We start from the raw sequence: 25930 nt of genomic DNA, 5'->3' as shown, positions 1-25930 counted from the left end.
TTTAAAATGAACTCTGTAGTTCATGTGTATTATAGTGCGCCCATATTGCATTCGTCAATTCACTGTTTTGGATTTTATGAATTAGTTGGCGGGATTTCGGAACTTTTGCCTTTATAATAAGTCTATTAACATAAGAGGATTTTTTTGTTTATTGGTAGAGTACATGTGCGGATTAATCCGTTTGAATACAAAGAAGATGGGAGCTATTATCCAAATGTTTTTAAGTAATAGAAAACAGATCAATGTGAAAGTAGATGGCAAAGGAATCGCTAAAAGATGGGCTGTATTAACGCTGGCAGGAGTATTATGGGTCGGTCCGGTTGCTGGAACTGGGGTTCTAATCCCGTTAAATAATTGGATATCTGCTCCAATCGCGAGTGCAGCCTCCGGTTCAACGGTAAAATTGGGTGAGGAGATCATTACTTCGGGCGCAACACTATTGAAATATCGTTTTAAAGGGTCCAAGGGAACAGCGCTGGCTGATATCATTCGAGTAGACTTGCAAAATCCGTACGTAAAGCTGGATGTCATGACTGGGAAGAATGGACAGTTTACGACCCGTCAGAGTACAGGCGGTATGGCAAAAGAGACTGGTGCGGTTGCTGGTGTGAACGGGGATTATTTTAATACATCTAGCGAGGGAGCGCCGATCGGTGGACAGGTATCCAAGGGGGTGCTAATGTCTACTCCCTCTGATTTAACGGGAATGTATGCCTTTGCTGTAACGAAGGATGGCTCACCGATGGTTGAGCAATTTACTTTCGAAGGTACAGTAAAAGCTGGAGATGGGTCTTCCTTCTCTTTGGCAGGGATGAACAAGGCCTCCTACTCGCCTGAGACAAGTGGGAGCAGTTATAGCCACTCTAATGCTATGTATATTTATACATCTGCTTGGAAGGCAATTGAGCGACCTAAAAACAGTTCGACAACGCCTACTGAAATATTGGTACAAAATGGCGTAGTTACGCAAGTCTCCGAGAATGCTACATTGAATATGACTGTTCCACAGGATGGCTATATTTTACGTACACACGGTAAAGCAGCGGATTATGCAAAAACGCATCTAACCGTAGGACAGACCGTAGAAACGAGCTATCACCTTCGCGTCAAATCGACAGGGAGTGAAGTAGATCCTTCCAACCTACAAATGATGATCGGTGGACATACCATATTAGTAAATGACGGACAGAAGACTTCGTTCTCCCGAAGTACAACAAGTATAGGCGGGACGCGTGCACGTACGGCTTTGGGTTATTCCCGTGACAAACGATACGCATATGTCATTGCCGTTGAGAAGAATGGGAACAGTGTTGGTGTATCCCTGAGTGAGCTGCAAACACTGATGAAAGATATTGGTGTCTGGAAGGGGATGAACCTCGATGGGGGCGGCTCTACTACCATGGTAACTCGTGACTTGGGAGATACGACAGCGGGGCTTACATTTAATACAGAATATGGTACAGAGCAACGTAGCATCGTAAACGGAGTGGGAGTATATACCACTGCTCCTAAAGGAACGCTCAAAGGCTTTACCATCAAGGGCAATAAAACGCTGCTGATTGGTCAGACCGGAAGCTACTCCTTTAAAGGCTACGACAACTACTACAATCCATTTGATACCTCGAAAGTACAAGTGACGTGGAAGTCCAGTAACCCGGCTGTTGTGTCCGTGAGCGGCGGTGTTGTGAAGGGGGCCAAACCGGGAACTGCTACTGTAACAGCATCCAGTGGCTCAGCCAGTGCGACAACCAAGGTCACCGTGCTTGGAGCAGATGAAATTTCATCGCTTACTGCAGGAAGTGGGACAGGCTCGCTTACTGCAGGAGCTAAAATCGCAGTACCGATAACGGCCAAGACGAAAGATGGACAGAGTGTCAGCATTACATCAGATGCGCTCAAATGGGAGTTCATTGGCTTTAAAGGAAGTGTTAAGGACAATCAGCTTACGGTAAATACAGTGGATGCGGGTGTGAAAACAGGCTATGCCATTGGTCGCTACGATGGTTTCAGCGCGGTTGTCTTCCTGTCCGCTGGTGGAGCAAGTGCGAATAACTGGGAAAACTTTGAAAATGTTTCGTATCCGGTTGATTTCACTTCAAATGCGAAAGGTGTTACTGGTACAGCGGCTGTTGTACAAGGGGATGGAGACCATGCCAATTCCAAAGTGCTGGAGCTAAGCTACGACATGACGAATGGCAGTGGTAAAATGTACGCTTACGCTCAATTAAACGGCACATCCGGGAAGACGCTAGAGCAGGCAGCTACATCCATCTCGATTGATGTCAAAGGGGATAAGAGTCTGAACTGGCTGCGTGCGGAACTGGAGGATGCCCAAGGCAAAACTGCATATATTGATCTTGCCAAAGTGATCGACTGGAATGGCTGGAAAACGATTAACGCAGATATGAGCGGTTTGAATATTTCGTATCCGGCGAAGCTGAAACGTCTCTATGTGGTCAATGTAGCCGAGGGTCAGGATGAACGCGCTAAGACAGGTAAGGTTGCTTTTGATAATATCTCTTTTAATACACCGGGAACGGTCGGCACAGAAGGACTCAAAAAGGGAACATCTCAGATGACGATCGGTCAAAAATCAATGACGGTGAATGGAACGCCAACAACGATTGATGCAGCTCCGATGACTCGCAATGGTGCGACGTATGTTCCAATCAAGTATGTGCTGGACGCATTTGGCGGGCAAGCCAAATGGAATGCGGGCGATCAACGGATCACCATTATGCGCGGTGGTGTGTTGATGGATTTAACTGTAGGAAAAAAAGAAGTGATTCTAAACGGAAAGCGTCAGAGCACTGATGTTGCACCTATTGTGCTAGGAGGTAGGACTTTAGTCCCATTGAGGCTTGTGTCTGAACAGTTAGGGATGACTGTAAAATGGGAACAAGAAACGAAGACCATCACCCTCCAGTCATGATATGGTATGATATATACTTGAAATGCTAGGATTGGAGTAGAACATTTGTGGACTTTCAAGCCGATATCATAGACCGAGTCATTAAAAATGCCATCCAGGTGATGGAGAACAGCAAATATCAGATGTTCGAAATATTGGACACGGCCCGGACCGAGCTGGTTACGTTAAATCAAGAACTTCAGAGCGTATTGAAGGAAACGGCAGAAACGATCGAAAAGGTGGACCAGCTGGAAATGAACTATCGGCGGTCCCGAATTCGGTTGACTGAGGTCAGTCGTGATTTCGTCCGTTACTCGGAAGAGGATATCAAGCAGGCTTATGAGAAGGCAACACAGCTTCAACTCGATGTGATGATTTTTCGCGAGAAGGAAATGTATCTCAAAGCCAGAAGAGATGATCTTCAAAAGCGGGCTAAAAGTGTCGAGGCTTCAGTTGAGCGGGCCGAAACTATCGGTTCGCAGATGGGGGTCGTGCTGGAATATTTATCGGGTGAATTGGGACAAGTGACGCGGATCATTGAATCGGCCAAAAATCGGCAGTTTATTGGTCTGAAAATTATTTTGGCTCAGGAAGAGGAGCGTAAGCGCATATCCCGTGAAATTCACGATGGACCTGCGCAACTCCTTGCGCATCTAGTGCTTAGGACGGAAATTGTGGAAAGAATGATCGCCAAGCAGGAATTTAAGATGGTTCAGGACGAAATAGTAGACTTGAAGAAACAAGTTCGCTCCAGTCTTGAAGAAATGCGAAAGGTCATTTTCAACTTGCGTCCCATGGCCCTGGATGACCTGGGGCTTATTCCGACGCTCCGGAAATATGTGCAGGATTTTGAAGAAAAAACGAAGATTAGAGCGCTTTTTGAAACAAGGGGCAAGGAACACCGTCTCTCTTCCGCGATGGAAGCAGCCATTTACCGTCTGATCCAGGAAGCTTTGACTAACGCTGCCAAGCATGCTTACCCTACCTATGTGCTTGTTGAGATTACCTACCAGGCACAGCTTGTAAAAATTGTTGTGCAGGATAATGGTCTGGGCTTTAAGCCAGAGCTTTTTCAGCAAAAAAGCAAAGACCATGGGCATTTTGGTCTGATTGGTATGCGGGAAAGGGTTGAACTGCTCGAGGGGAGAATGGAGATCGAATCAGCTGAGAATCAAGGCACCAAGATAGTGATTCATATCCCAACCAACGTGGAAAAGGGAAAGGAGTAACAACATGGAAAATCAGGAATTGAGTAGTGCACCCATTAAAGTTCTCTTAGCGGACGACCATCAGTTGTTCCGTGAAGGACTTAAACGTATTTTGAATATGGAGGACGACATTGAGGTCATCGGAGAATGCGGCGACGGCATTCAAGTGCTGGAATTCTGCAACGTAGAGAAACCGGATATTGTTCTGATGGACATTAATATGCCAATTGAAAATGGTGTAGAAGCAACTGAAAAACTACGTGAGATGTTCCCGGATGTCAAAGTGATCATTTTATCCATTCATGATGATGAAAGCTATGTATTCGAGACGTTGCGCAAGGGAGCCAATGGCTATCTGTTAAAAGATATGGAAGCCGAGTCCCTCATTAATGCTATTCGTTCAGTACATGAAGGATATGCATTTATTCATCCGAAGGTAACGGGCAAGCTTATTCAGCAGCTTCGTCGGATGACTTACTTGAATGAAACAGGGGCTATGGCGGAAGGTCATACTAAGGAAGCAGGCGTGAAGTTTGTCGCAGGTGAAAATAATCCGCTGACTCGCCGTGAAGCAGAAGTGTTGCGTCTGATGGCCGAAGGCAAGAGCAATAAGATGATTGGTGAATATTTATTCATTAGCGAGAAAACGGTCAAAAACCATGTCAGCAGTATTCTGCAAAAAATGGAAGTGGATGACCGTACACAAGCAGTCATTAACTCCATCAAATATGGATGGGTTACGCTGTAAAGTCTAGTCTTTTCATGCATTAGACGATACAGCTGCCTAGATATGAATGCTGTACCGCCTCTCTTTTAGAGCGAGATATCCGCTCGTATGGAAGTCCAGTACATAACCGTGACACCTCTTCCTGTTATACGGCATATATTGTCGCTATAGGAGGAGGTGGAACCCTCGTGACGGCTCACTTGGTTTGGATATTGCTTATATACGGTGTGGGAGCTGCAGTCGTGCATCTCATGTATATACGACAGGCGGTTCAGGCTTATCACAATGGCGAAGATTCACACACGACATTGCTGGATCATCGTGCGACTCGCTACATTGTGATTACATCTAATGATGGAGATCGTGTGGAATGGGTGATGCGTTCATTGAGTATCCTTGCCTGGCTACACCGGAGGCCGCTACATGTAACGGTACTGGATGATGAATCTATAGACGATACGCTACCGATTCTGACCCGGCTGGTGCGCTATAGTCATATGGATGTCTCAGTCATCTCATGTCGTTTTTCACCGGGGAACCCGGTTTTGCCGAAGTCAGGCGGTGAAAAACAGGTTGTTATTGATCTTAGAACAGCAAACCCGTTGGCGGGCGCCCCACTTGTTCCTTAGTGACAGGGATCTGTGGACATCGTGTTTAAAATCAGATATAAATATTTATAGACAGCTGCATATGCAAGACAGTAGGGATTTCGTTGAAATCTGTTTGATGTGAAGCACACTTCAGGCTAATAGCCATGGAAGTGTGCTTTTTTGCTGTTCTCCGGGGTGATAAAAACTAGGAAAAGTGATGAATGAGAGGAGAGTACGAAGATGAAAATTGCAATATATGCAGTTAAGTATAAAGGGAATTGGAACCTCCGATTATCTGTGGATATTTGAGTAGATATGACATGGTGGTTGCGTCAAGATAAGGACCGGGAGAATGCTGTCGAAAGATGGGTGTTATTAGGAGACGGGCTTCCCTTGTCTTGGGGAGTGAGCCTGTGTGGAAGATTTAGGGAATTAGCAGGTATGGAGCGGTGGGGGGATCGACAATGGTGGGCCTATACTCTTGCACAGCTAAAGAATGAGTTGGTTCTTGAATCTTCTAATGGAGAACGGATCTTATCTGGAGGAGTAGACAATATATACATTTGGGACCGACACCAAGGATGGGTTTCACGCACTCAACATGGGAATGAGGGACGAGAAACAATAGGAACTGTACGTTCTATTCAAAACCGGAAGCTCGCCACGGGAGTAAATGGATTGGATATGGAATGTTTAACACGACAAGCGAACGAGCTGACTCATTTGTTGGCAGGACGCCAGTTGTTCGTACCTGAAGTTGAAGCACTTCTAGCAGAGGCAACCCTGGATTTGGAGCATACTTGGCGTTCAGCTGCGCAACTTGCATATCTGCAAGGCCGACTCAGCTTTGCTGCTGGTCTCGCTCCAGCACCACGCGCGCGCTGGTCTGCCGCGCGTAGACATGAACTCCGCTGCAACCGTTGTGGCAGCGGAAAGGTGCACCGCACAAGCTGCGCATCGTGCGGTCGTAAGGCGTGCGCCTACTGCGAGACATGTCTCACGCTTGGGCGCAGCCGTGAGTGCTCACTGCTGCTGCGCGGTGCAGCGAAACCTGCCATGCCGCGCACGGCAGAGGCAGCCCCGGCGGCGAATCTCGACCGCTGGGGGCTGAGCCCTGCGCAACGTGCCGCCGCCGAAACAGCGCTGCGCTTTTTGGCCGCACCACCCGGCGGGGGGCGAAGATGCTCTCGCCCGGAAGGTCAATGGCAACGAGCGCGCGAATTATTCCGGCGCAGCATGCGTGCGCGCCAGGAATCAGGTGCTGCCGCTGTGCATGACAGCACTCTTGCCCTCAACGAGCAGTTGTCGCCTAAATCTGGCGAGCGCGCTTGGGGGATTGCTGGCCGGCAAGTACCTGATTCTGCGGCTGAACGTTTTCTGCTCTGGGCCGTGACCGGCGCGGGCAAGACGGAAATGATGTTTCCGCTTTTACAGCATGTGTTGGAGCGCGGAGGGACAGCGCTCGTAGCAACACCGCGCCGTGATGTAGTATTGGAATTGGCACCTCGCTTGGCAGTTGCCTTTCCCCAGGTTAGCATGGTGACGCTTTATGGAGGGAGTGCAGAACGGTGGCAAAGGGGACAACTGACACTGGCAACAACACATCAGCTGTTGCGTTATCGCCAGGCTTTTGATTTGGTTGTAGTTGACGAGATTGATGCATTTCCTTATCACAATGATCCAATGCTTGCCTTTGCTGCCCAAGCAGTGTGTAAGCGGGAAGGAAAGTTTATTTACTTGTCTGCTACGCCACCACGTCCCTTGCAGAAAGAGGCTGCACGTGGTCAACTGCCACATGCCAAGGTTCCCGTTCGTTTTCATCGTCATCCCCTACCTGTCCCCATTCGTTTGGGGACTACTCCACTGCATCAGTGGCTGCAAAAAGGTCAGCTTCCTGCTTCATTTATTCAGCGCCTAAACGTATCCATTCAACGAGGGGCGCAGGTCTTTCTATTTGTGACACGAATCTCACATATTCAAGGTCTTGTGGAACTGCTGATTAGACAATTTCCTGATATACCCATCGCTGGTACCTCATCGCAGGATGAAGAGCGAACTACTAAGGTGCGTTTATTTCGGGCAACTGAAATACGTGTGCTGGTCACAACCACTATTTTGGAGCGGGGAGTGACTGTTCCACAGAGTGATGTGTATGTACTAGACGCGGACAGCAGTCTTTTTGATGAAGCGTCCCTTGTCCAAATGGCTGGCCGTGCGGGAAGATCTAAGGATGACCCATGTGGAAGTGTTATTTTTATATCCCCTCAATGGACTAGCGGTCAAAAGAGAGCGATTAGACAGATTAAACGTATGAATGCACTGGCTCGGAAAAAAGGATATCTGAAATTGGTGGAGCACTAAATGCATTAAATAAATAAAGTTTTTTTGAAAATGTGAAACCTGAAACAATGTCGGTACGTAAACTACCAAGAAAGGTGCATTTTGGTATGGGGATGATTCCAAGAACCCGTCTATTTTTGAATTGGTTATTCCATCGTCAGTCGCAAACATGTGTTGCTTGCGGCACTCTCACAGGTCATTTTTCTGAATTTACTGGGCTTTGTACTCGTTGTTTGACCCAAATTCCTTGGGTTTACAACATTCGTTGTGTTCATTGTGGACGTCCGACGACTTGTCCAGATTGCGTCAGGCCTGATCGGTTAGTACGTTACTATGTATGCAATCGGAGTGCAACCAGCTATACGCCGATGATAAGAGAATGGATTGGGCAGTTCAAATATCGTGGCAATGAAAAGTTTGGCCCCCTGCTGGGCGAGATCATGAACCGAGCCTATCAGGCGATGAGACATGAGTTTGCAGGTCATAAATGTAATCGTTTCAAGCGATCTTTGTGGGATGTAGATATAGTGACCTGTGTCCCAGTAAGTAAAAAGAGGCTGACAGAGCGAGGCTTCAACCAGGCTCAGATTTTGGCAGAAGAAATTGCAAAGCAAAATAAGATCCCCTTCCTATCTTTGCTTGTTCGTCCGCAAGATACAGGAAAACAAAGCTTTAAATCAAAAAATGAGCGCATGAATACAATGAATAAAGCTTTTTCTATTCATCCCAATATGACGAATTTGATGAATTCTTTTATTTTAAGAACCGAATCTCAACGTGCTACGGAGCATATGCATACCGTTACAATTTTGCTTGTAGATGATATTTATACAACGGGGAGTACATTGCAGGCGTGTGCACGTGTTTTGAGAGAAAAGGCATTAGAACAAGGAGTACAATTGGCTATCTTTTGCCTGACCTTAGCGAGGTCATAAGTCTAAATTTCTACTATATTCCATAATTTTATGCTTGAAACTATGAAAAAAAGGTTATAATTCTTTTGAAAGAAGGATTAAATGATAGAGTAGAAGCTTTTAATCCGTACAATCAGCAGAATTTGACAACAAGCTAGAGAGAGGTATATAATAAAAATATAGAGACGAACAAAAAGTTAGGAAGTGAGGGATGAAATCAGAATATTTCAATTTAGAGGTTGATTTTTTTGGAAAAGAGGAGTACAATTTCTATCTGTTGATAGCTAACATGATTGGTAATAAGTGATTAGCTAACGACAAAAGAGCGGACATTGGGAGTGTCTCGCTCAGTAGTAAAGCAGTTAATTAAAATTTAAAGCTAAAAAGAGGAGAGAACAAAATCATGAAAAACGTAATGAAAAAAGTAGCAGTTTCTAGCATGCTGGCAGTTAGCTTGGGTGCAGTATCTTTGTTGAGTCCACTTGCAACAGGTCAAGTGATGGCGAAATCTGGTTCAGATTATGAAAAACAACAATTGGAAGACCAAATCATGAGAGAACAACAAGAAGCAGCACAAAAAGCATTTGAAGCTAAATTCTTTAAAACTGAAACTACTGAAAATGCAGCAACTACAACACCTGCTCAATCGACAACAGAGAACAACAACCAAACAACAACCACAAAACCAGCAACAACTACAACTGAAACACCAGCGACAACTGTAAAAACAATTACTGTTAATGTTCAAGATGGCGACACACTGGCTTCTATTGCTGAAAAATACGGTGTAACTGTTGAAGAACTGGTTAAAATCAACAACCTGATTAAAGTTGGCCAAGAATTGCAAGTGCCACAAACAAACACAAATAAATAATTAACATTATAAACTGTTTTATAAAATGTATTTATTAAACCAAGCTTTTGACTATAGTATACGGGAAGGCCTCTATTAAAACAATGCTTTTTTGAATAATTATTTGTAAAATCGCTTGTTTTTTGGGCTGCAAATTTCCAATGGTACGTCTAGCTTAATTTCAGATAGCTTATAAGTTGAAATGATGTTAGGTGTATGAGATTTATGAATACCCACACTCCATGTGCGGAGCATTCGTATGGACACCGATCCCCCGGATTTATAGTATTTTCTTGATGGTATTCGGGGCACAGGTGAACATGAATTCTTCTGAGGATTGTTTCGCTCGGTTTTTCCCTCATTTTATTTCTACATTTTAACCATATTCATATATAGCTATTTAATGATAATGAAGCGCTATTCCCGAAAATAACTGGAATGGCGCTTATTTTATTTTTTATCTAAAGTACGGAGCGCTGTTTGACGATAAATACCTACATGTAATAGGCTGGATTAGAAGGCCTTATTTTCCTATACATTTTGTTGTTGCATATTAATGTGAATAGGGGTGGAAAATATTTACTGATACAATCTTCTTCTCTTATAACTTTTACAATGATAACGAACAAAATGTAGAGTTGTGTTAAATCTAAAAAACTTTTTTGAAATAATTGATAGACGAGAATCTTGGCTATAAGGTAATGTAAGGATAAAAGCAATTAAAAGTCCGGAAATTGGAAAGGGGCGCTACAGAGGATGAACTTGGATAACTGTCCTCGCTGTGGAAAGCTGTTTATTATGAATGTTAGGGGAATCTGTCAGAACTGTATTAAAGAAATTGAGGTTGAATACGAACACTGTGTCAAACATATACGTGAAAATAAGGGTATTCATATGCACGAGCTTTCGGAAGCTACAGGTGTCTCCGTTAAACAAATCACGACATTTATACGTGAGGGACGTATTTCCATTGCTAATGCACCTAATATGACGTATCCTTGCGAGGTATGCGGGATACCAATTCGTGAAGGGCATATGTGCGATTCTTGTCGAACGCGTCTGACTAAAGACCTGAATCATGCCATACGCGAAAGTAGTAATCAGGATCAAAGTAATAATATGGGCTCAGGTACCTACAGCGCGATTGATAAACTTCGTGGAAACTAGTACAGGGGAATTAAATACGCATTCAGCTATTCAAAAAGTTTCAAATACCGCCGATAATCTTTATAGAGCTTATCGGTTTTTTTATTTTAGCAACCATGCACGAAATAAAGAAGTAAGGCATAATACGAACCATGTTCGACGCTATGTCGTCTGATACATTCTGACCATATCAAATAACTAAGGAAGGTGGAAGTTATGAAAATTAACGAGACCAACCGCATCGGAGCTATTAATCCATATCAGCGAAATATTGAAACAGGACGCCAGGAGGAGCTTAAGAAATCCCGCCGCAAGGACGAGGTTTCCATTTCTCCAGAAGCAATGGAAATGCTGAATCGCAGCAGTGATGCAGACCGCGTTAAGAAAATTCAGGAGCTTAAGCAGCAAGTAGCTTCTGGAACCTATCGTGTGGATGCCGATAAAATTGCAGAGAAGCTGTTACCTTTTTTTAAGCAGTCTTCCGAAAGCTAGGTGAAGGATATGCCTTTAGAGCGTTTGATTGACGTGCTGGAACAGCTTAGAGAGGCGCACGAGCAGTTAATTGCATTAGGAACTCAGAAAAAAGAAGCACTGATATCAAATAAGGTTGAGCAGCTTATAAAAGTCATGAATCAGGAATCGAAGATGTCCAAACACATTGAACAGCTGGATGATCAACGCCAGCAGGCAGCGTATGAATTTTTGCAGGAACGTGGTATTAAATCCAAGTTGAATCTTAATATTACAGAGTTGTCTCGTCTTGTGTTCGATGTAGAAGATAAGCAGCGCCTCCTTCAAATTCAAAAAAATCTAGCGGATACGCTTGCAAAATTAAAAAGATTAAATGAGTTGAATCAGCAACTCATAAAACAGGCGCTTTCCTATATTGATTTTTCTATTGAGAGTATGTCATATTATGCGGAATCTGAAGCAGTTTATCAGCGTCCAGCTGACAAAAGTACATCATCAGTACGAGCGGGGCTATTTGATACACGTGCCTAATTGAAGGAGGAAAATATGGTCTCAACATTCCATGGTATAGAAACAGCAAAAAGAAGTTTAAACACACAAACAGCAGCATTAAATACAACCGGACACAATATCTCAAATGCCAATACAGCGGGTTACTCCAGACAAGTGGTTAGTATGAAGGCCTCGGAATCAATGGAAGCCTATGGTTTGAACCGTTCTGTTGTACGAGGTCAAATGGGCACAGGGGTGGAATTTACTGCTATTGAGCGTGTCCGTCAGACGTTTTTGGACGATCAGTATCGTAATGAAAATACTTCATATGGTGGATGGAATGTTCGCTATGACACTCTTAACAAACTACAGACCATTATGAATGAGCCTTCAGATACAGGTATCCGAAAAGTCATGGATAATTTCTGGGATGCGTGGTCTGACTTTAGTCAGGATCCACAGGATATCACCAACCGTAAAATTGTAAAAGAAACGACGCTTGCTTTGACAGATGCATTGAACCAGACCAGCAAGCAGCTGGATGCCCTTAGCTCGGACTTGACCAATAACATTACTCTAAAAACAACGGAAATGAATTCGTTGTTACAATCCATTGCTGATCTGAACGGAAATATTGCCAAGCTAGAAAGCTTGGGCGACAATCCGAATGACTTGAAAGACCAGCGTGACTATGCTGTTGATCAGTTATCCAAGCTTGCTAATGTACAGGTTACCCAACTGGATAATGGTTACCAAGTGACTGTTGCTGGGCAAGTGGCTGTCGCAGGGACTGAGGTAACTGCCGTGACAGGAGAAGGATTGGTAGCTGCCTTCCAAGGCGGAACGCTAACTGGTGGGGAAGTATATGGCATGGTCATGTCCCGTGATCGTTATGTAGCTGACTACAAGAGCCAACTAGACCAGCTTGCCAATACACTGGCTAATGGTAATATCTCTGTTAAACTGCCAGCAGGTACAGTATTGCCTGAAGGTACGGTGTTGAATACTGGAGTAAATGGTGCGGCGGTTACTTATTCCAATGCAAATAACAATCGTACATTGACCTCTGACCTGACTGTAACAGTGAAAGGTATCAACGGTCTGCACCAGTTGGGATATACAATGAGCGGAACTACAGCGCAGGCGGGCGGAGCGTTCTTCACTTCGACAGATGGCGCAGCCATTACAGCCGGAAATATTACACTTAATCCTGATATTCAAAATGATCCGGAGAAAATTGCTTCTTCCCTGCGGGTTAATGGGGCAGGAACGACCAATGAACAGGTTACTGTCGGTAACAATGGACTGGCATTATTGATGAGTGGATTAAAAGCAAATAAGTTTGAATTCAGCGGAGCAACGGCAAAGAATACGACAGTAGATGATTTCTTTAGCTCCATAGTAGGGCAATTGGGGGTACAGACACAGGAAGCGGAACGCCAATCAGAAAATGCCCAATTACTTACGGAACAGGTAGATCTAAATCGTCAGTCGGTGAGCGGGGTATCTCTTGATGAGGAGATGTCCAATATGATTAAATTTCAGCACGCCTATAGCGCATCTTCACGCTTTATGACGACCTTTGATCAACTACTGGATAAGCTCATAAACAGTACGGGACGTGTAGGTCTCTAGCATTTTCATAGGTAGTTTTTTATATTTTGAAGGAGGTAAAGCATGCCTATTCGAGTGACCTCAGGAATGACGTCGATGCAGACGCTCAGTAACCTGAACCGCAATTATAGTAATATGGATAAGATGGAAAACCAGATTTCGACTGGACGCAAGCTTAACAAGCCTTCTGATGATCCTGTAGGTGTGACCTATGCCCTGCGTTACCGTGCAGAATTGGCTTCCAATGAACAATTTCAAACCAACGCCGATGCTGCTGTAAGTTGGTTAGATTTCACCGATTCTACTATGCAGCAGGCTCAGGAAGTAATGAAGCGGCTTAAAGAGCTAACTGTACAGGCCTCCAGTGGGACTGTAGATGAGGCTGGACTCAATTCAATTAAGCTGGAAGTCGATCAACTAAAGGGACAAATGACTAATATCGGAAACAGCCAAATTCGGGGCAAATATATTTTCAATGGGCAGAATTACGATAAGCAGCCATATGTACTGTCCGGCACAGTGACTGATTATTCCCAGATCGATCCTGATAAGGGCGCTATCCAGTATTCAGTTGGGGATCAAGACCCGTTTCAAGTGAATACATCCGGTAGTGAGTTTTTTGGTGCTTCAACAGATTCAGATAATGTGTTTAAAGTGATGGATAATCTGACTGCCGCACTTACTAGTGGTGATCATAACGCTGTTTCGGCACAATTGACAACTATTGAATCACGTACGAACAAGATGCAATCCAGTCTTTCTGAGGTTGGTGCACGTACCAATCGGGTTCAATTGGTTCAAGCGCGCTTGACGGATCGAAATCTGAATTTAACCACATTGCAGTCCAAAACCGAAGATGCGGATATTGCCAGTCTAATGATTAAGGCTACCTCGGCTCAAACGATCTACCAGGCAGCATTGAAGTCTTCTGCTTCTATTATGCAGCCATCGTTAGTGGACTTTATGAACTAAGAAGTGTATTTGTTTTTTGGTGCACTCCTAATGGACTACATCTATGAGATTCAATATGATCTAACAACTTGCTTATTTGACAGATTGATTCTAAGCTATGGACAGAAAGTCCGTAGCTTTTTTGTTAGCATTGAAGGAGGATTAGAAAGATGGACCCAAAACAAAATCAAGATAATCTCGCACAAGAAGCGACAATAGAGTATTTTACATTCACAAAGGGAATCCCCGGATTTGAGAATTTGCATAAATTTTACCTGCAGGAACATAATAAGTATTTCAGCCTGCTGACAGCTGTAGATGAGCCGTCTATTGCATTTGTAACGGTCAATCCGTTTGACTTTAACCAAGATTATGAGTTTGAGTTAACGGATAGTGTATTGGAGGAAATTGGTGTTACGAGTCATGAGCAGGTTTCCGTCCGGTGTATTGTAACTTGGCATAGTGACCGGACAAAAATTACTGTGAACTTATTGGCACCTATTATTTTAAATACAGACAAATGCACAGGAAAACAGGTTGTTTTGCAAAACACGGAGTATACAACGAGACATACATTATGGAATGAGGGGCAAGTTACAGGTAAGGAAGGTGAATCCTGATGTTGGTACTTTCACGCAAAAAAGGCGAGTCGATTGTGATCGATAATAATATTGTCATTACAGTATTGTCGGTGGAAGGGGATAATGTTAGATTGGGGATCTCCGCTCCTAAGGATATTGATATCTACCGAAAAGAAATCTTTGATGCTATTCAGCAAAATAATCAAAAAGCGGTTCTTGATATGGAGTCTTTCCAGAAGATTGTGCTTGATTTGGATCATCACAAATAAAAAGATACGCATAAAAGCTGGCGAATAATAATCGCCAGCTTTTATGTTTTTATATCGTACTTCTTCTAGTTTAATTAATAACAGAGATTAGATTTGATAGGCAAAATTATAGGGGAGCTTATATCTGAGTTAATCTGTGTTGCATTGCTATAGAAGCAAATCGGGATAATGTCATAATAATGTGTGCTTATTCCTGTGTAATAGGAATACTGCCCAGCTGCTGGTGTTAAGGAGTTAACGGGGATTGAGAAATAACCTTGGCTGTTAGTGACTGCGCTGGCTGTGAATACTTTTTGATTAATAGTTACTGTTATCTGGGTTGTATCCATTACATTTGCAACAGGAGTGCCCGAGGCGGCAAAGGCTCGCCCGTTAATCACAATATTGCATTTAATTATCCATTTGTCTCCATAACTATAATTCATGAAGCTTTGTATTCCTATATCTGAATGAATGCTACTGTTTGCTACATGGGAAACTTCCGCTGTCTGATAGCTGACATTCAGAGTATGCGGAATTGTCAAGTCTAATTTATTAGAAGCGATGACCGGATATAATAATCTTCTGGAGCTACAAAGGAAGTGTTGGTAAGATTTAAGCGTACACCTGCATTGCCGACTACCTTAATTTTGGTCCAGTCCTCATCAAATAGATTATTAATTGTTTAAAGGTTTAAGAGCCCTTATCTGGCAGCAAGCGGGTTGTCATCTGGCTCATTTCCATCATATGTGTCCGAAAGTGTGGCAAATAATGTGAAAGGTATGCTGGTATCTGATTCCATGATGGGAATGAAACCCATACTGATTGATATTGCTTGATTTGGCGTAGTGTTGTATACGTCATATGTTACGTTGGTAACAGAAGCATGTGTTTTCTTTCAGTCGGTATTTTAATATCGGTAAAATTATTTTGTGCATGGGATTTAACAGGCTGGGAGGTCATAGTTAATGACTTCCTTATGATAGGTATGGAATTGAGTGATGGTATGGAAACATCAATTTAGGGGTTAACAGATTTCGATGGTATATTTCCTGAGGTGGAAGAAGATTTGGCCTTTATCATAGAAGGTGCAACTAACTTCGATGTAAGAAGAATGGTTGAAGCCCATGTAATAACTTTCGGTACATAAGGTCAGTTCTTTTGAGGATAATAGTCTAGACCGTTTTAATTTAATCCTGGTGGCGCTCAAATATGTGAATATATGTGTTTTATCAAAAAAAATACAACACTATCTTGAACGAAATTTTTTTATAGAAAATAAAAAACAGCTATAAACTATTTGCAAAGTAGAGTCGATATATATACAAGAGCGGTAATTCTTCAGGGCGGCCGACCTGTGAAGACGCTTATACCACAAGGATGTGGGCATTAAACCATTTCAGGGAGGAAATTTATAATGATTATCAATCACAATATCGCTGCATTGAATACACACCGTAACATGTCTTTGAACAACACTGCTGCAAGCAAAAACATGGAAAAACTATCTTCTGGTCTGCGCATCAACCGTGCTGCTGACGATGCTGCTGGTCTCTCCATTTCCGAAAAAATGCGCGGTCAAATTCGCGGTTTGGAGCAAGCTCAACGTAACGTTCAAGACGGTATCTCTTTCGCTCAAACAGCTGAGGGTGCAATGAACGAAGTATCCTCCATGCTGACTCGTATGAAAGAACTGCTGGTTCAACAATCGAATGGAACTTATCAAGCTAGTGATAAATCCAATATCAAAATGGAATTGGGACAATTGGGTGCTCAAATCGACGCGATCGTATCCAATACTAAATTCAATGGCATTGCGATCACTTCTAACGTTTCAATTCAAGCTGATGATGACAAATTCAAAATTACTATCTCCGGTATTAGTACAACAGGATTTAAAGGCATGACGTCAGCTGCTACCCTTGCAAGTGCAACTACTGCAATTGAAAAAGTAGCTACACAACGTGCTAAGTTGGGTGCTGTTCAAAATCGTCTGGAATACACTTCCAACAACTTGGGAACAACTGTTGAAAACCTGACTGCTTCCGAATCCCGTATTCGTGATACAGACATGGCTAAAGAAATGGTTGCTTTGTCCAAAAACAACATCTTGCTGCAAGCTTCCCAATCCATGCTGTCGCAAGCAAACTCCGCACCACAAGGTGTTCTTTCCTTGCTTCGTTAATTTGTACACTTGTATTTTGCAAGGTCTTGTCTTTATGGCAAGACCTTTTTTCTTTTATTTGTCCAAGCCATAAAAGATCGTACGCTAAACGCCGATATAGATTACATACCAGTTTACTAGAGGTTGGGAAGATAGTTAACATACTCTAATACGTAATGGAGGACTCCATGGATCCGATTAAATCTTCAGCACCAGCAATGAAGGGTTTAATGCCAACGGCTTCTGCTATCTCGAAATCAGATGCAGGTGGTGGAACTGAGAGTATTGCAGCAATAGCCCATTCATCCGAACAACAAATTGGTCGTCCGGTCAGAGAAGATAAAGATAAGATATTTGAAGAACTGAAAAAAGCGATTGATGCGATTCAGGGTCCACAGAAGGCTCTTGAATTCTCTGTCCACAAGGAAACCCACGCAGTTATGATTAAAGTTATGAATAAGGAGACGGGGGAGCTAATTCGCGAAGTTCCACCGGAGAAAATGCTTGATGTAGCCGCAAAAATGATGGAATTGGCAGGTTTAATTGTAGATAAAAAGATATAAGTAGAGGAGGATGCTATAATGGCAGTTACAAGAATAACAGGGATGGCATCAGGGATGGATATTGACTCCTTGGTAAAAAAAATGATTCAGGCTGATAGCCAGCCTTTGAATAAAATGAATCAAAATAAGCAATTGATGGAGTGGAAACGTGAGGGTTACCGTGAAACAAGCGTGAAGTTAGTTACGTTTGCTCAGACTAAAATCAATGACACTTTTAGTAAGTTGGATGCATTGAACGCACAGAAAGCTACTGTGAGCGGCAATACAACAGCAGTCTCTGCCAAAGCAGGGAGCTCGGCTGGCGGGATTATGGATATCACGGTGAATAAACTGGCGACAGCCGCTACTACCAAATCATCTGCAGCTCCGACTCAAACGGGTACAGAAACTGATTGGAGTAAGGTTCTTTTGTCCGATATTGACGGTTCCGGAGTTTCTGGTACGGGGACGGTAGCTGTAAAGGTCAATGGGGTCTCCATTTCAATTGATGCAGCTACGGAAACTGTTGAATCCTTTGTAAACAAAATCAACTCCACTTCCCAGGCAGGTGTAACAGCTGTATTTGATTCAGCAACAGGTAAAATGTCCATTACAAGCAAGGCTACAGGGACAAACGGGAATAATATTGCATTGGAAGGGGATGTATTCACTACAGGCTTTAAACTGGCTTCTCAGCTTTCAGGTGGTTCGGATGCCAGTGTAAATATTAACGGTCTTGATGTGACGAAATCTTCCAATAATTTTTTGATGAATGGCGTAGAGATTACGCTGAACAGTACTAGTAAAGGCGAATCCACCCACATTGAAGTAAGTAAAGACTTGGATAAAATCGTTGACACCGTACAAAGCTTTGTTGATTCATACAACGAGCTTCTCTCTTTTATGAATGGCAAGGTTAACGAAGAAAAGTATTCCAAGTACGCACCGTTAACCAGTGATCAGAAAAAAGATATGAGTGACGATGAAGTTAAACTTTGGGAAACGAAAGCTAAAAGTGGTATGCTTAAGCGTGATAGTATGCTGACATCCGCAATTAGTGATATGCGCACAGCAATGATTCAGACTGTCCATTTGGATAGCCCAATTACACTGCCGAACGGTACACAAACAAGTGAATTAAGCATGGCAAATTTAGGGATCACAACAGGAACCTATGAGACTCGGGGCAAACTGATCCTGGACAAGGACAAGCTGAAAGCGGCCATTGAAGATAATCCGGATATCGTTAATAACTTTTTGGGTAAAAACTATTCCTCCTCTTATTTAAATAATGAAGTGACCGCATCCGATGGTATTTTTTCGCGTTTGCGTAAAATTTCCAATAAAACTTTGGACAGTCTGGCAAAAACGGCTGGTACTTCTAAAGTAAGCACAGATTTAACCGCAGCTTTTAATAAAGATAGTATTATGGGTGAGTCTTTAAGGTTATTGGATATTAAAATTGATGACTTCCAAGATCGTTTGGACCAGAAAGAAACGAATTATTACAAGAAGTTTTCAGTAATGGAAACTGCTGTAAGTAAGTATAATACTACTTCTAACAGTTTATTCAGCTAAAAGTGAGGAGGATGGCAATTTGATTAACTCTCCGTATCAGAAATATCAGCAGACCCAGGCGCAAACAGCGTCCAAACCCAAGCTGTTGATTATGCTGTATGATGGAGCCATCCGTTTTGTACAGGCGGGAATTGAGGGTATTGAACAGAGGGACTATGAGAAAACGAATGTAAACTTGTGCAAGGCCCAAGCGATTGTGCATGAGCTTATCTCAGCCTTAAATTTCGATTACTCCCTGGCAAACGATTTGGTAAAAATCTACGAATACATGCTGCATTGTCTGATCCAGGCTAACATTCATAAAGAAACTGCGTCTGCAGAAGAAGTAATGCTTCATCTAAAGGAACTGAGGGAAGCCTGGGTAGAAGCAAGTAAATCTGTAGGAGCAGGTTTTGGCGTATGAATGAGATAGAACATTTACAGTCCTTTGTTAATGAACTAAAGCTTCTCTGCAGGCGAACGTTAGAGGATCTCTCCAGCATGGATGAAGATGATTTGTTGGCCTTTTCAACTAAAAGAGAAGAGCTTGTACAAGCGATGGAGCCTTATCGGGCTGCAGTCACGAACGAGATTAAAGAACAAATCAGGGTTATTCTTCAGGAAGAACAGGCAATTCTGGCTAGAATGATGGAGATCAAGCAAGAGGCGGCAGAATGGCTGCAAAAACGCGGCATGATTCGGGCTCAGCAACATGCTTATCAACAGTCCTATGCTGCAAATAGTCTCTTTTTTGATAATCGTAAATAGAAAGATTATGAAGGTGCCGAATGTATATCGGCACCTTTTTTATTTTACCTTTATTATTGATAAAGAAAGGCCGATAATAATAGATATAAAGTTTTCGGATTGGTGGTTATATATGAAACATGCTAACTTGGAAGTTATACAACAGCGTTTCCCTCATGTATTAGAGATGCTGGGTAGTGTTACGCATATCGCAGAGCAAAAGGAAGAAGCACCAGTTTATGAGCAATTGGAGAGGGATGAAATTTGGCTTCAGGCTGTTGCTGAATTGATGGAAGATTCCAAAATCCTGTTTGTATACGGTTTTGGTCAAGGGTTAAGTATCGCGGATCTGCTGGAACGCTTCCCGGATCGGTGGTTGTTTATATATGAACCGGATGAAGAAGCCTTTAAACAGGTAATGAGTGCTTATGATATCAGTTTTTTGCTTAACCACCCCAACTTATATTGGATTTCAGTAGGTGAAAGCCAATTGAAGCTGCTTTTTTATCTGCTGTGCAGTTATATGCAGGAGAAGCTGGCCTTTGTTGCGCTTCGCAGGTATTTGGAAAAAGATATTGATATTTTGCGGGATGTTAGAGAAGAGTTTATAGAGTATAAATCAGACTTTAATACGAATAAATATACAGAGAATCGATTTAGAAAAGAATGGACTCGAAATTATTTGTATCATCTATCTGAAACGTTCAGTACTTCATCTATTGAGCGGATGTTTCAATCCTTTAAGGGTTCGTCGGCTGTGGTCGTATCGTCAGGTCCCTCGCTTACAGAAGACATCGAATGGATTAAAAAGCTGTCTCGGCATAGTCTGATCATTGCGGCGGGTTCCAGTGTGCAAGCGTTAATCAGGCATGGGATTACTCCTCATTTATCCGTTATCATGGACGGTCATGAGGTAAATGATAGAATTTTTTCTAATCCGGATACTTTGAAATCGACACTCTTTTTTACGTCCTCCTCTTATTATGGAATTTCGGAGCGCAAAGAGAACGATAAATTCCATGCAGTTCTTAAGAATGATGAAATATCACAATATTTTTTACAGAAACATAAGAATCAATTTTTGATGGTACCTACGCCTTCGGTAGCAGGTACAGCGTTGCAGGTAGCCGTCCATCTGGGAGCGGAAAAAATTATTTTCGCTGGTCAGGATTTGTCTTATCCGGATCAAAAAGTATATAGCGATGGAGTCGAGCACTTTTCAGCAGATATAACCAAGAGCATGCTGGATAAGGCAACGCAGACTGTAGAAAATGTACAGGGCGGGTATAATGCAACGGACTCCAGCTTTATGTTCATGAAGGAGACCATAGAAGGTCTTATTCAAAATTTTGAGCAGATTACTTTCATTAATTCCACTCGCCATGGAGCCGTGATTGAAGGAGCGCCATTCCAGCCGATGGAGGAAATATATGAAGAAGTTTGTCATGCGAAGTTGGAACCAAACGCAATAAAACAATGGATGGTGGATCATCCTTCTATTTTAAACCCTGAAGAAATTACTCCTGTGAAGGACAGACTCGGCTTTGTGCAGGAAGACTTGTTAAAGGTACAAGCAGAAATCAGAGTACTGCGCAAGTTAATGAGTAATATCCAGCAACTTAGCAGAACAAAACCTCTTAAATGCCAAAACATGATGGTCGAGATCGAAGAGCGTTGGGGAGAGATTGCTAACAGGGAATGGTTCGCCCCATTGTATGAATCCTTGATTCCATTGGAACTGGCACGTTTTGACCGGATGCTGCCCACCATTGTAACAGAAGAGCAATTGCCGCGTAAGGCAGGATATATTTATGAGTATCTTGGTACACTCCTAGTAGATTTGGAGCAAAATACGCCTGATCTGCTGGAGATGGTAGCTGAAGCGAGCAAACGAGTAGGGGACCTGCTTGTAAAGCAAGCATAGATGACAAACCGGAGGTTAATATGTTTACCAACAAGATTGTATTGGTTACGGGCGGCACAGGTTCTATTGGCAGTGAAATTGTACGCAATATTTTATCGTATAACCCTAAAGCCTTGCGGATTTTTAGCAGGGATGAGAGCAAGCAGTTTGATCTGCAGCAAGAATTAAAAGAATTTACGAATATCCGTTATCTGATCGGTGATATCAGGGACAAGCAAAGACTAAGCTACGCCATGGAGGATGTGGATTATATTTTTCATGCGGCTGCTCTCAAACACGTGCCTGCATGCGAATATAACCCTATGGAGGCAGTGAAGACGAATGTTATTGGTGTACAGAATTTAATTGAGACGGCTATTGAGCATAATGTAGAAAAAGTTGTAGCCATTAGCACAGATAAAGTGGTGAATCCAACGAATACCATGGGTGCTACGAAGCTGCTATCGGAACGTTTGATTTCAGCAGCCAATTTGTACAAAGGGAGCAAACGCACCATCTTTTCTTGTGTCCGCTTTGGAAATGTTATGGGATCTAGAGGCTCTGTTATACCATTATTTCGTGATCAGATTGCCAAAGGGATGCCCGTGACGGTTACACATGCAGAGATGACTCGTTTTATGATGTCTATTCCACAAGCCGCCCAATTGGTTATAGATGCTGCACATTATTCGCAAGGCGGAGAAGTTTTTGTGCTGAAAATGCCGATTCTCAAAATTACGGATTTGGCCCAATGCCTGGTTGATTCGTATGAGGAAGCGGTTGGTCAACCCTATCGTGGAGAAATTATTGAGACTGGAATCAGACCGGGTGAGAAGCTGTATGAGGAACTCATGACGCTTGAGGAATCTGAAAGAGCGCTGGAGAATGGACAAATGTATATCATTCCTTCGTTGTTTCACACAGCGGAACAGGAATACGCTGGTTTTCAAAAGGCGACTCGTCAAGAATATTCTTCGATGACTGCACCACAGATTTTTCCGAAAGCTATTCGGGAGCTGATTGAACAGAATGGTTTAGGCTTTACCATGGGTGCTGTGTGATGGGCAATCCCAATTGTTTGGCGGTTATTCCTGCGCGCGGCGGCTCAAAAGGTTTACCTGGTAAAAACATTAGATTATTACATGAAAAGCCGCTTATTCAATATAGTATTGAGGCTGCGTTGAACAGTGGTTGCGTAGATGAAGTTGTTGTCACAACGGACAGTGAGGATATTGCTCGTGTATCAAGTCAAGCTGGAGCCGCTGTTCCATTTATAAGGCCTGCGGAGCTTGCTACCGATGTGGCTAAAAGCATTGATGTATTGAAGCATGCTGTTGAATTTTATGAACAGACCAAAAATCAATATTTTGATGTTATTATGCTGCTTCAACCTACATCTCCATTACGAAATGCCCTGGATATTAAAGAGGCGTATACTCTTTTTTTAAATAATCAGGCGGATTCATTACAAAGTGTCACTTTGTCAGGAGTGCAGCCCTATTTACTTCGGGAAATGGATAACGGTAAGCTCACAGCCTACCTGAAAGATGAAAGGGAGCACTTGAGAAGGCAAGATTTGAAAGAACTGTATGCTCTAAATGGAGCCATCTATATTGTGAAAAGAGATTTGTTGATGAACAGTGACACTCTGGTTGGACCGCATAATTGTGGATATATTATGCCTAGAGAGCGATCTGTTGATATAGATGACGAGTTTGATTTGAAAATGGCGGAGTTTTTTTGGAGAGAATCCAATAACAAGTAAGCCTCGCAGTAAGGAGGAAGTAAATAACATGCAGAATTTCTTACCCAATAAGGGGAGCCACTCCATTTATATTATTGCAGAGGTAGGAGTCAATCATAACGGTTCATTGGAGCTTGCATTTGAATGTATCGATCAAGCGATTTTATGTGGTGCCGATGCGGTGAAATTTCAGACTTTTAAAAGTGAAAAGCTGGTAACCAAGTACGCTCAGAAGGCTGAATATCAGACGGAAAATACCAATTCTACTGAGAGCCAACTGGACATGTTAAAACAGCTTGAATTGAGCTTTGATGATTTTGTGCTATTGAAAAAGTACTGTGAGGATAAAGGGATCGATTTCCTGTCCACACCCTTTGATGAAGAAAGCGCAGAGTTTCTCGATTCAATTCAAATTGATGCATTCAAGGTTGGATCAGGGGATATGAACAACATTCCCTTCCTTCAGAAGCTCGATAGCTATGGCCGCCCGATTATTCTTTCCACTGGGATGTCCAATCTGGACGAAATTGGAGAGTCCCTACAAGTATTCCAAAAAAGCGAGGTGCTATTGCTGCATTGTACTTCCGATTATCCGGCCCCTTTGGAGGATGTAAACTTGCTGGCTATGAAGACAATATCCACAGCATTTGATAAAGTCACAGGATATTCGGATCATACGGCGGGGATTGAGATCGCTATAGCGGCTTCAGCGTTAGGAGCCAGGATTATTGAAAAGCATTTTACGCTGGATCGAACCCTTCCCGGTCCTGACCATAAGGCTTCATTAGAACCTGCTGACTTTTCAAAGATGGTGGATGCGATTCGGAATGTGGAGCAAGCTCTAGGGGATGGTGTTAAAAGGTGTATGCCCTCTGAGGAAAGCACTAGAGCCGTTGCAAGAAAAAGTGTTGTAATGGCAACATCGAAAAAAGCAGGCCAGTTGATAACTCAGGAGGATCTAGTCATCAAGCGCCCAGGCACGGGAATAGAGCCGAAATATTATGCTAATTTGGTTGGCAAGCAGCTTCTGAAAGACGTACATGTAGATTATTTGTTGTCATGGGATGACGTACAATGAAAAAAGTATTAGTGATTACCGGAACGCGAGCAGATTATGGGATATATTATCCGATTTTACGGGCTATTGAGGAAGAGCATACACTGGAGCTCCACCTGTTGGCCACAGGAATGCATTTATCTCCCCAGCATGGTTATACATTAGACGCTATCCAAAAGGACGGGTTTCGTGTTTCTGCTAAGGTAGATTGCCTGCTACAAGGATCTACTCACGCTAATATGTCTCGTTCTATTGGAATAGCAATTATGGGCATGACGCAAGCCATAGAAGCTTTGGAGCCAGATTTCGCCGTTGTACTAGGAGATCGGGGAGAAATGCTTGCTGCTGCGATTGTATCCTCTCATATGAACATTCCGCTTGTTCATTTGCATGGTGGTGAAGTATCCGGCACGATAGATGAGTCTGTTCGGCATGCAATCAGTAAGCTTGCTCATATTCACTTTGTGGCTACAAACGGAAGCAGAGAGCGCCTAATTAGGCTTGGCGAAGAACCGTGGAGAATTCATGTAGTCGGTGCTCCGAGAATTGAAACGATGATGAATACACCCCTGCCTGAGCTAGATAGGACGAAACGTAAATACGATCTGAATATAGATAACGACTTTGTTTTGTTTGCCTATCATCCTGTCACCACAGAAGAAGCGGATATGCTCATTCTTGGTAACATGTTAGAAGTTCTTTTGGCTAGTGAGAATGAGGTTATTTGTGTAATGCCCAATTCGGATGCTGGCGCTGATGCGATCGTTGGTGTATATCATCGTTTTGCTGCGAGAGAAGGAATGCATTTGGTAACCAGTTTTGAGCAATTAGATTATCTAACAATGTTAAAAAATGCAAAAATGTTAATTGGGAATTCTTCCTCAGGGATCATTGAGGCTGCTTCTTTTCATGTCCCAGTCATAAATATTGGAACTCGTCAGACAGGTAGAGAGCGTTCTGAGAATACCATAGACATCGCGGCCGACGAGGCTGAACTGATATCTGCCTTGGAATATGTAAAGTCTGAACCTTTCCAACAAATTGTTAAAGCAGCTGACAATATTTATGGTAGAGATAACACAAGCTCTCGCATCGTGGATATATTGAAACGAACCTCCAAGTCAGAGCAGCTTATCCAAAAGACTATTACCTATTAAGGGGGGAGCGACC

At 42.9% G+C, this 25930-nt stretch carries 24 protein-coding genes; all 24 read left to right on the top strand.

The window, feature by feature from the left end:
* The first annotated feature begins 214 nt into the window (after positions 1 to 214).
* The 24 genes from ACN6NF_RS22905 to neuC all read left to right on the top strand — a co-directional run bounded on the left by ACN6NF_RS22905 (position 215) and on the right by neuC (position 25917).
* Entirely contained in the window at positions 215 to 2932 is a 2718-nt protein-coding gene (locus ACN6NF_RS22905) for a stalk domain-containing protein (RefSeq protein ID WP_474319733.1), read from the top strand.
* 47 nt (positions 2933 to 2979) lie between these two features.
* Complete coding sequence (locus tag ACN6NF_RS22900; RefSeq protein WP_013373402.1) at positions 2980 to 4140, top strand: sensor histidine kinase; 1161 nt, start codon at positions 2980 to 2982, stop codon at positions 4138 to 4140.
* Positions 4141 to 4144: 4 nt separating this feature from the next.
* A complete protein-coding gene (locus ACN6NF_RS22895; RefSeq protein WP_474319732.1) occupies positions 4145 to 4867 on the top strand; it encodes a response regulator in 723 nt (240 codons plus the stop codon).
* Between the two features lie 167 nt (positions 4868 to 5034).
* The gene (locus ACN6NF_RS22890) at positions 5035 to 5475 is read left to right on the top strand and encodes a hypothetical protein (RefSeq protein ID WP_474319731.1); all 441 of its coding nucleotides are present in this window, start codon (positions 5035 to 5037) and stop codon (positions 5473 to 5475) included.
* Between the two features lie 276 nt (positions 5476 to 5751).
* On the top strand, positions 5752 to 7797 hold the full coding sequence (locus tag ACN6NF_RS22885) for an ATP-dependent helicase ComFA (protein WP_474319729.1): 2046 nt from the start codon (positions 5752 to 5754) through the stop codon (positions 7795 to 7797).
* Positions 7798 to 8144: 347 nt separating this feature from the next.
* Entirely contained in the window at positions 8145 to 8711 is a 567-nt protein-coding gene (locus ACN6NF_RS22880; RefSeq protein WP_474319727.1) for a ComF family protein, read from the top strand.
* Between the two features lie 382 nt (positions 8712 to 9093).
* On the top strand, positions 9094 to 9564 hold the full coding sequence (locus ACN6NF_RS22875; protein WP_474319726.1) for a LysM peptidoglycan-binding domain-containing protein: 471 nt from the start codon (positions 9094 to 9096) through the stop codon (positions 9562 to 9564).
* Between the two features lie 735 nt (positions 9565 to 10299).
* Positions 10300 to 10710 carry a TIGR03826 family flagellar region protein gene (locus ACN6NF_RS22870; protein ID WP_474319725.1) on the top strand — a complete coding sequence of 137 codons (411 nt, stop codon included), beginning with the start codon at positions 10300 to 10302 and terminating at the stop codon, positions 10708 to 10710.
* Positions 10711 to 10905: 195 nt separating this feature from the next.
* Entirely contained in the window at positions 10906 to 11181 is a 276-nt protein-coding gene (gene flgM / locus ACN6NF_RS22865; RefSeq protein ID WP_016822917.1) for a flagellar biosynthesis anti-sigma factor FlgM, read from the top strand.
* A 9-nt stretch (positions 11182 to 11190) separates the two neighbouring features.
* Positions 11191 to 11691, top strand: coding sequence for a flagellar protein FlgN (locus ACN6NF_RS22860; RefSeq protein ID WP_474319724.1), 501 nt, complete (start codon positions 11191 to 11193; stop codon positions 11689 to 11691).
* 15 nt (positions 11692 to 11706) lie between these two features.
* On the top strand, positions 11707 to 13287 hold the full coding sequence (gene flgK / locus ACN6NF_RS22855; protein ID WP_474319722.1) for a flagellar hook-associated protein FlgK: 1581 nt from the start codon (positions 11707 to 11709) through the stop codon (positions 13285 to 13287).
* 42 nt (positions 13288 to 13329) lie between these two features.
* Positions 13330 to 14238, top strand: a complete 909-nt coding sequence (gene flgL, locus ACN6NF_RS22850; protein WP_474319721.1) for a flagellar hook-associated protein FlgL — start codon at positions 13330 to 13332, stop codon at positions 14236 to 14238.
* Positions 14239 to 14387: 149 nt separating this feature from the next.
* Positions 14388 to 14837 carry a flagellar assembly protein FliW gene (locus tag ACN6NF_RS22845; RefSeq protein ID WP_474319720.1) on the top strand — a complete coding sequence of 150 codons (450 nt, stop codon included), beginning with the start codon at positions 14388 to 14390 and terminating at the stop codon, positions 14835 to 14837.
* Positions 14837 to 15067 (top strand): carbon storage regulator CsrA, encoded by a 231-nt coding sequence (gene csrA, locus ACN6NF_RS22840; RefSeq protein ID WP_045244639.1) that lies wholly within the window; start codon positions 14837 to 14839, stop codon positions 15065 to 15067. The genes ACN6NF_RS22845 and csrA overlap by 1 nt, the downstream gene beginning before the upstream one ends.
* A 1396-nt stretch (positions 15068 to 16463) precedes the next feature.
* A complete protein-coding gene (locus ACN6NF_RS22835) occupies positions 16464 to 17231 on the top strand; it encodes a flagellin N-terminal helical domain-containing protein (protein WP_474319719.1) in 768 nt (255 codons plus the stop codon).
* A gap of 167 nt (positions 17232 to 17398) precedes the next feature.
* Positions 17399 to 17773, top strand: a complete 375-nt coding sequence (locus tag ACN6NF_RS22830; protein ID WP_474319717.1) for a flagellar protein FlaG — start codon at positions 17399 to 17401, stop codon at positions 17771 to 17773.
* A gap of 18 nt (positions 17774 to 17791) precedes the next feature.
* The gene (gene fliD, locus ACN6NF_RS22825; RefSeq protein ID WP_474319716.1) at positions 17792 to 19330 is read left to right on the top strand and encodes a flagellar filament capping protein FliD; all 1539 of its coding nucleotides are present in this window, start codon (positions 17792 to 17794) and stop codon (positions 19328 to 19330) included.
* Positions 19331 to 19349: 19 nt separating this feature from the next.
* On the top strand, positions 19350 to 19733 hold the full coding sequence (gene fliS, locus ACN6NF_RS22820; protein WP_474319715.1) for a flagellar export chaperone FliS: 384 nt from the start codon (positions 19350 to 19352) through the stop codon (positions 19731 to 19733).
* Positions 19730 to 20077 carry a hypothetical protein gene (locus tag ACN6NF_RS22815; RefSeq protein WP_474319713.1) on the top strand — a complete coding sequence of 116 codons (348 nt, stop codon included), beginning with the start codon at positions 19730 to 19732 and terminating at the stop codon, positions 20075 to 20077. Before fliS ends, ACN6NF_RS22815 begins: the two co-directional genes overlap by 4 nt.
* A 112-nt stretch (positions 20078 to 20189) precedes the next feature.
* Positions 20190 to 21980 (top strand): motility associated factor glycosyltransferase family protein, encoded by a 1791-nt coding sequence (locus tag ACN6NF_RS22810; protein WP_474319711.1) that lies wholly within the window; start codon positions 20190 to 20192, stop codon positions 21978 to 21980.
* A gap of 20 nt (positions 21981 to 22000) precedes the next feature.
* Complete coding sequence (locus ACN6NF_RS22805) at positions 22001 to 23020, top strand: UDP-N-acetylglucosamine 4,6-dehydratase family protein (RefSeq protein ID WP_474319710.1); 1020 nt, start codon at positions 22001 to 22003, stop codon at positions 23018 to 23020.
* A gap of 17 nt (positions 23021 to 23037) precedes the next feature.
* Positions 23038 to 23724, top strand: a complete 687-nt coding sequence (locus ACN6NF_RS22800; RefSeq protein ID WP_474319709.1) for an acylneuraminate cytidylyltransferase family protein — start codon at positions 23038 to 23040, stop codon at positions 23722 to 23724.
* A 28-nt stretch (positions 23725 to 23752) separates the two neighbouring features.
* Positions 23753 to 24781 carry an N-acetylneuraminate synthase gene (gene neuB / locus ACN6NF_RS22795; RefSeq protein ID WP_474319707.1) on the top strand — a complete coding sequence of 343 codons (1029 nt, stop codon included), beginning with the start codon at positions 23753 to 23755 and terminating at the stop codon, positions 24779 to 24781.
* A complete protein-coding gene (gene neuC / locus ACN6NF_RS22790; RefSeq protein WP_474319705.1) occupies positions 24778 to 25917 on the top strand; it encodes a UDP-N-acetylglucosamine 2-epimerase in 1140 nt (379 codons plus the stop codon). The genes neuB and neuC overlap by 4 nt, the downstream gene beginning before the upstream one ends.
* Positions 25918 to 25930: the final 13 nt, after the last annotated feature.

The organism is Paenibacillus sp. TSM33 (genome assembly GCF_056099025.1).
Note: the sequence above shows the minus strand (reverse complement) of the source record. Positions and strands in the feature narration are given on the sequence as shown.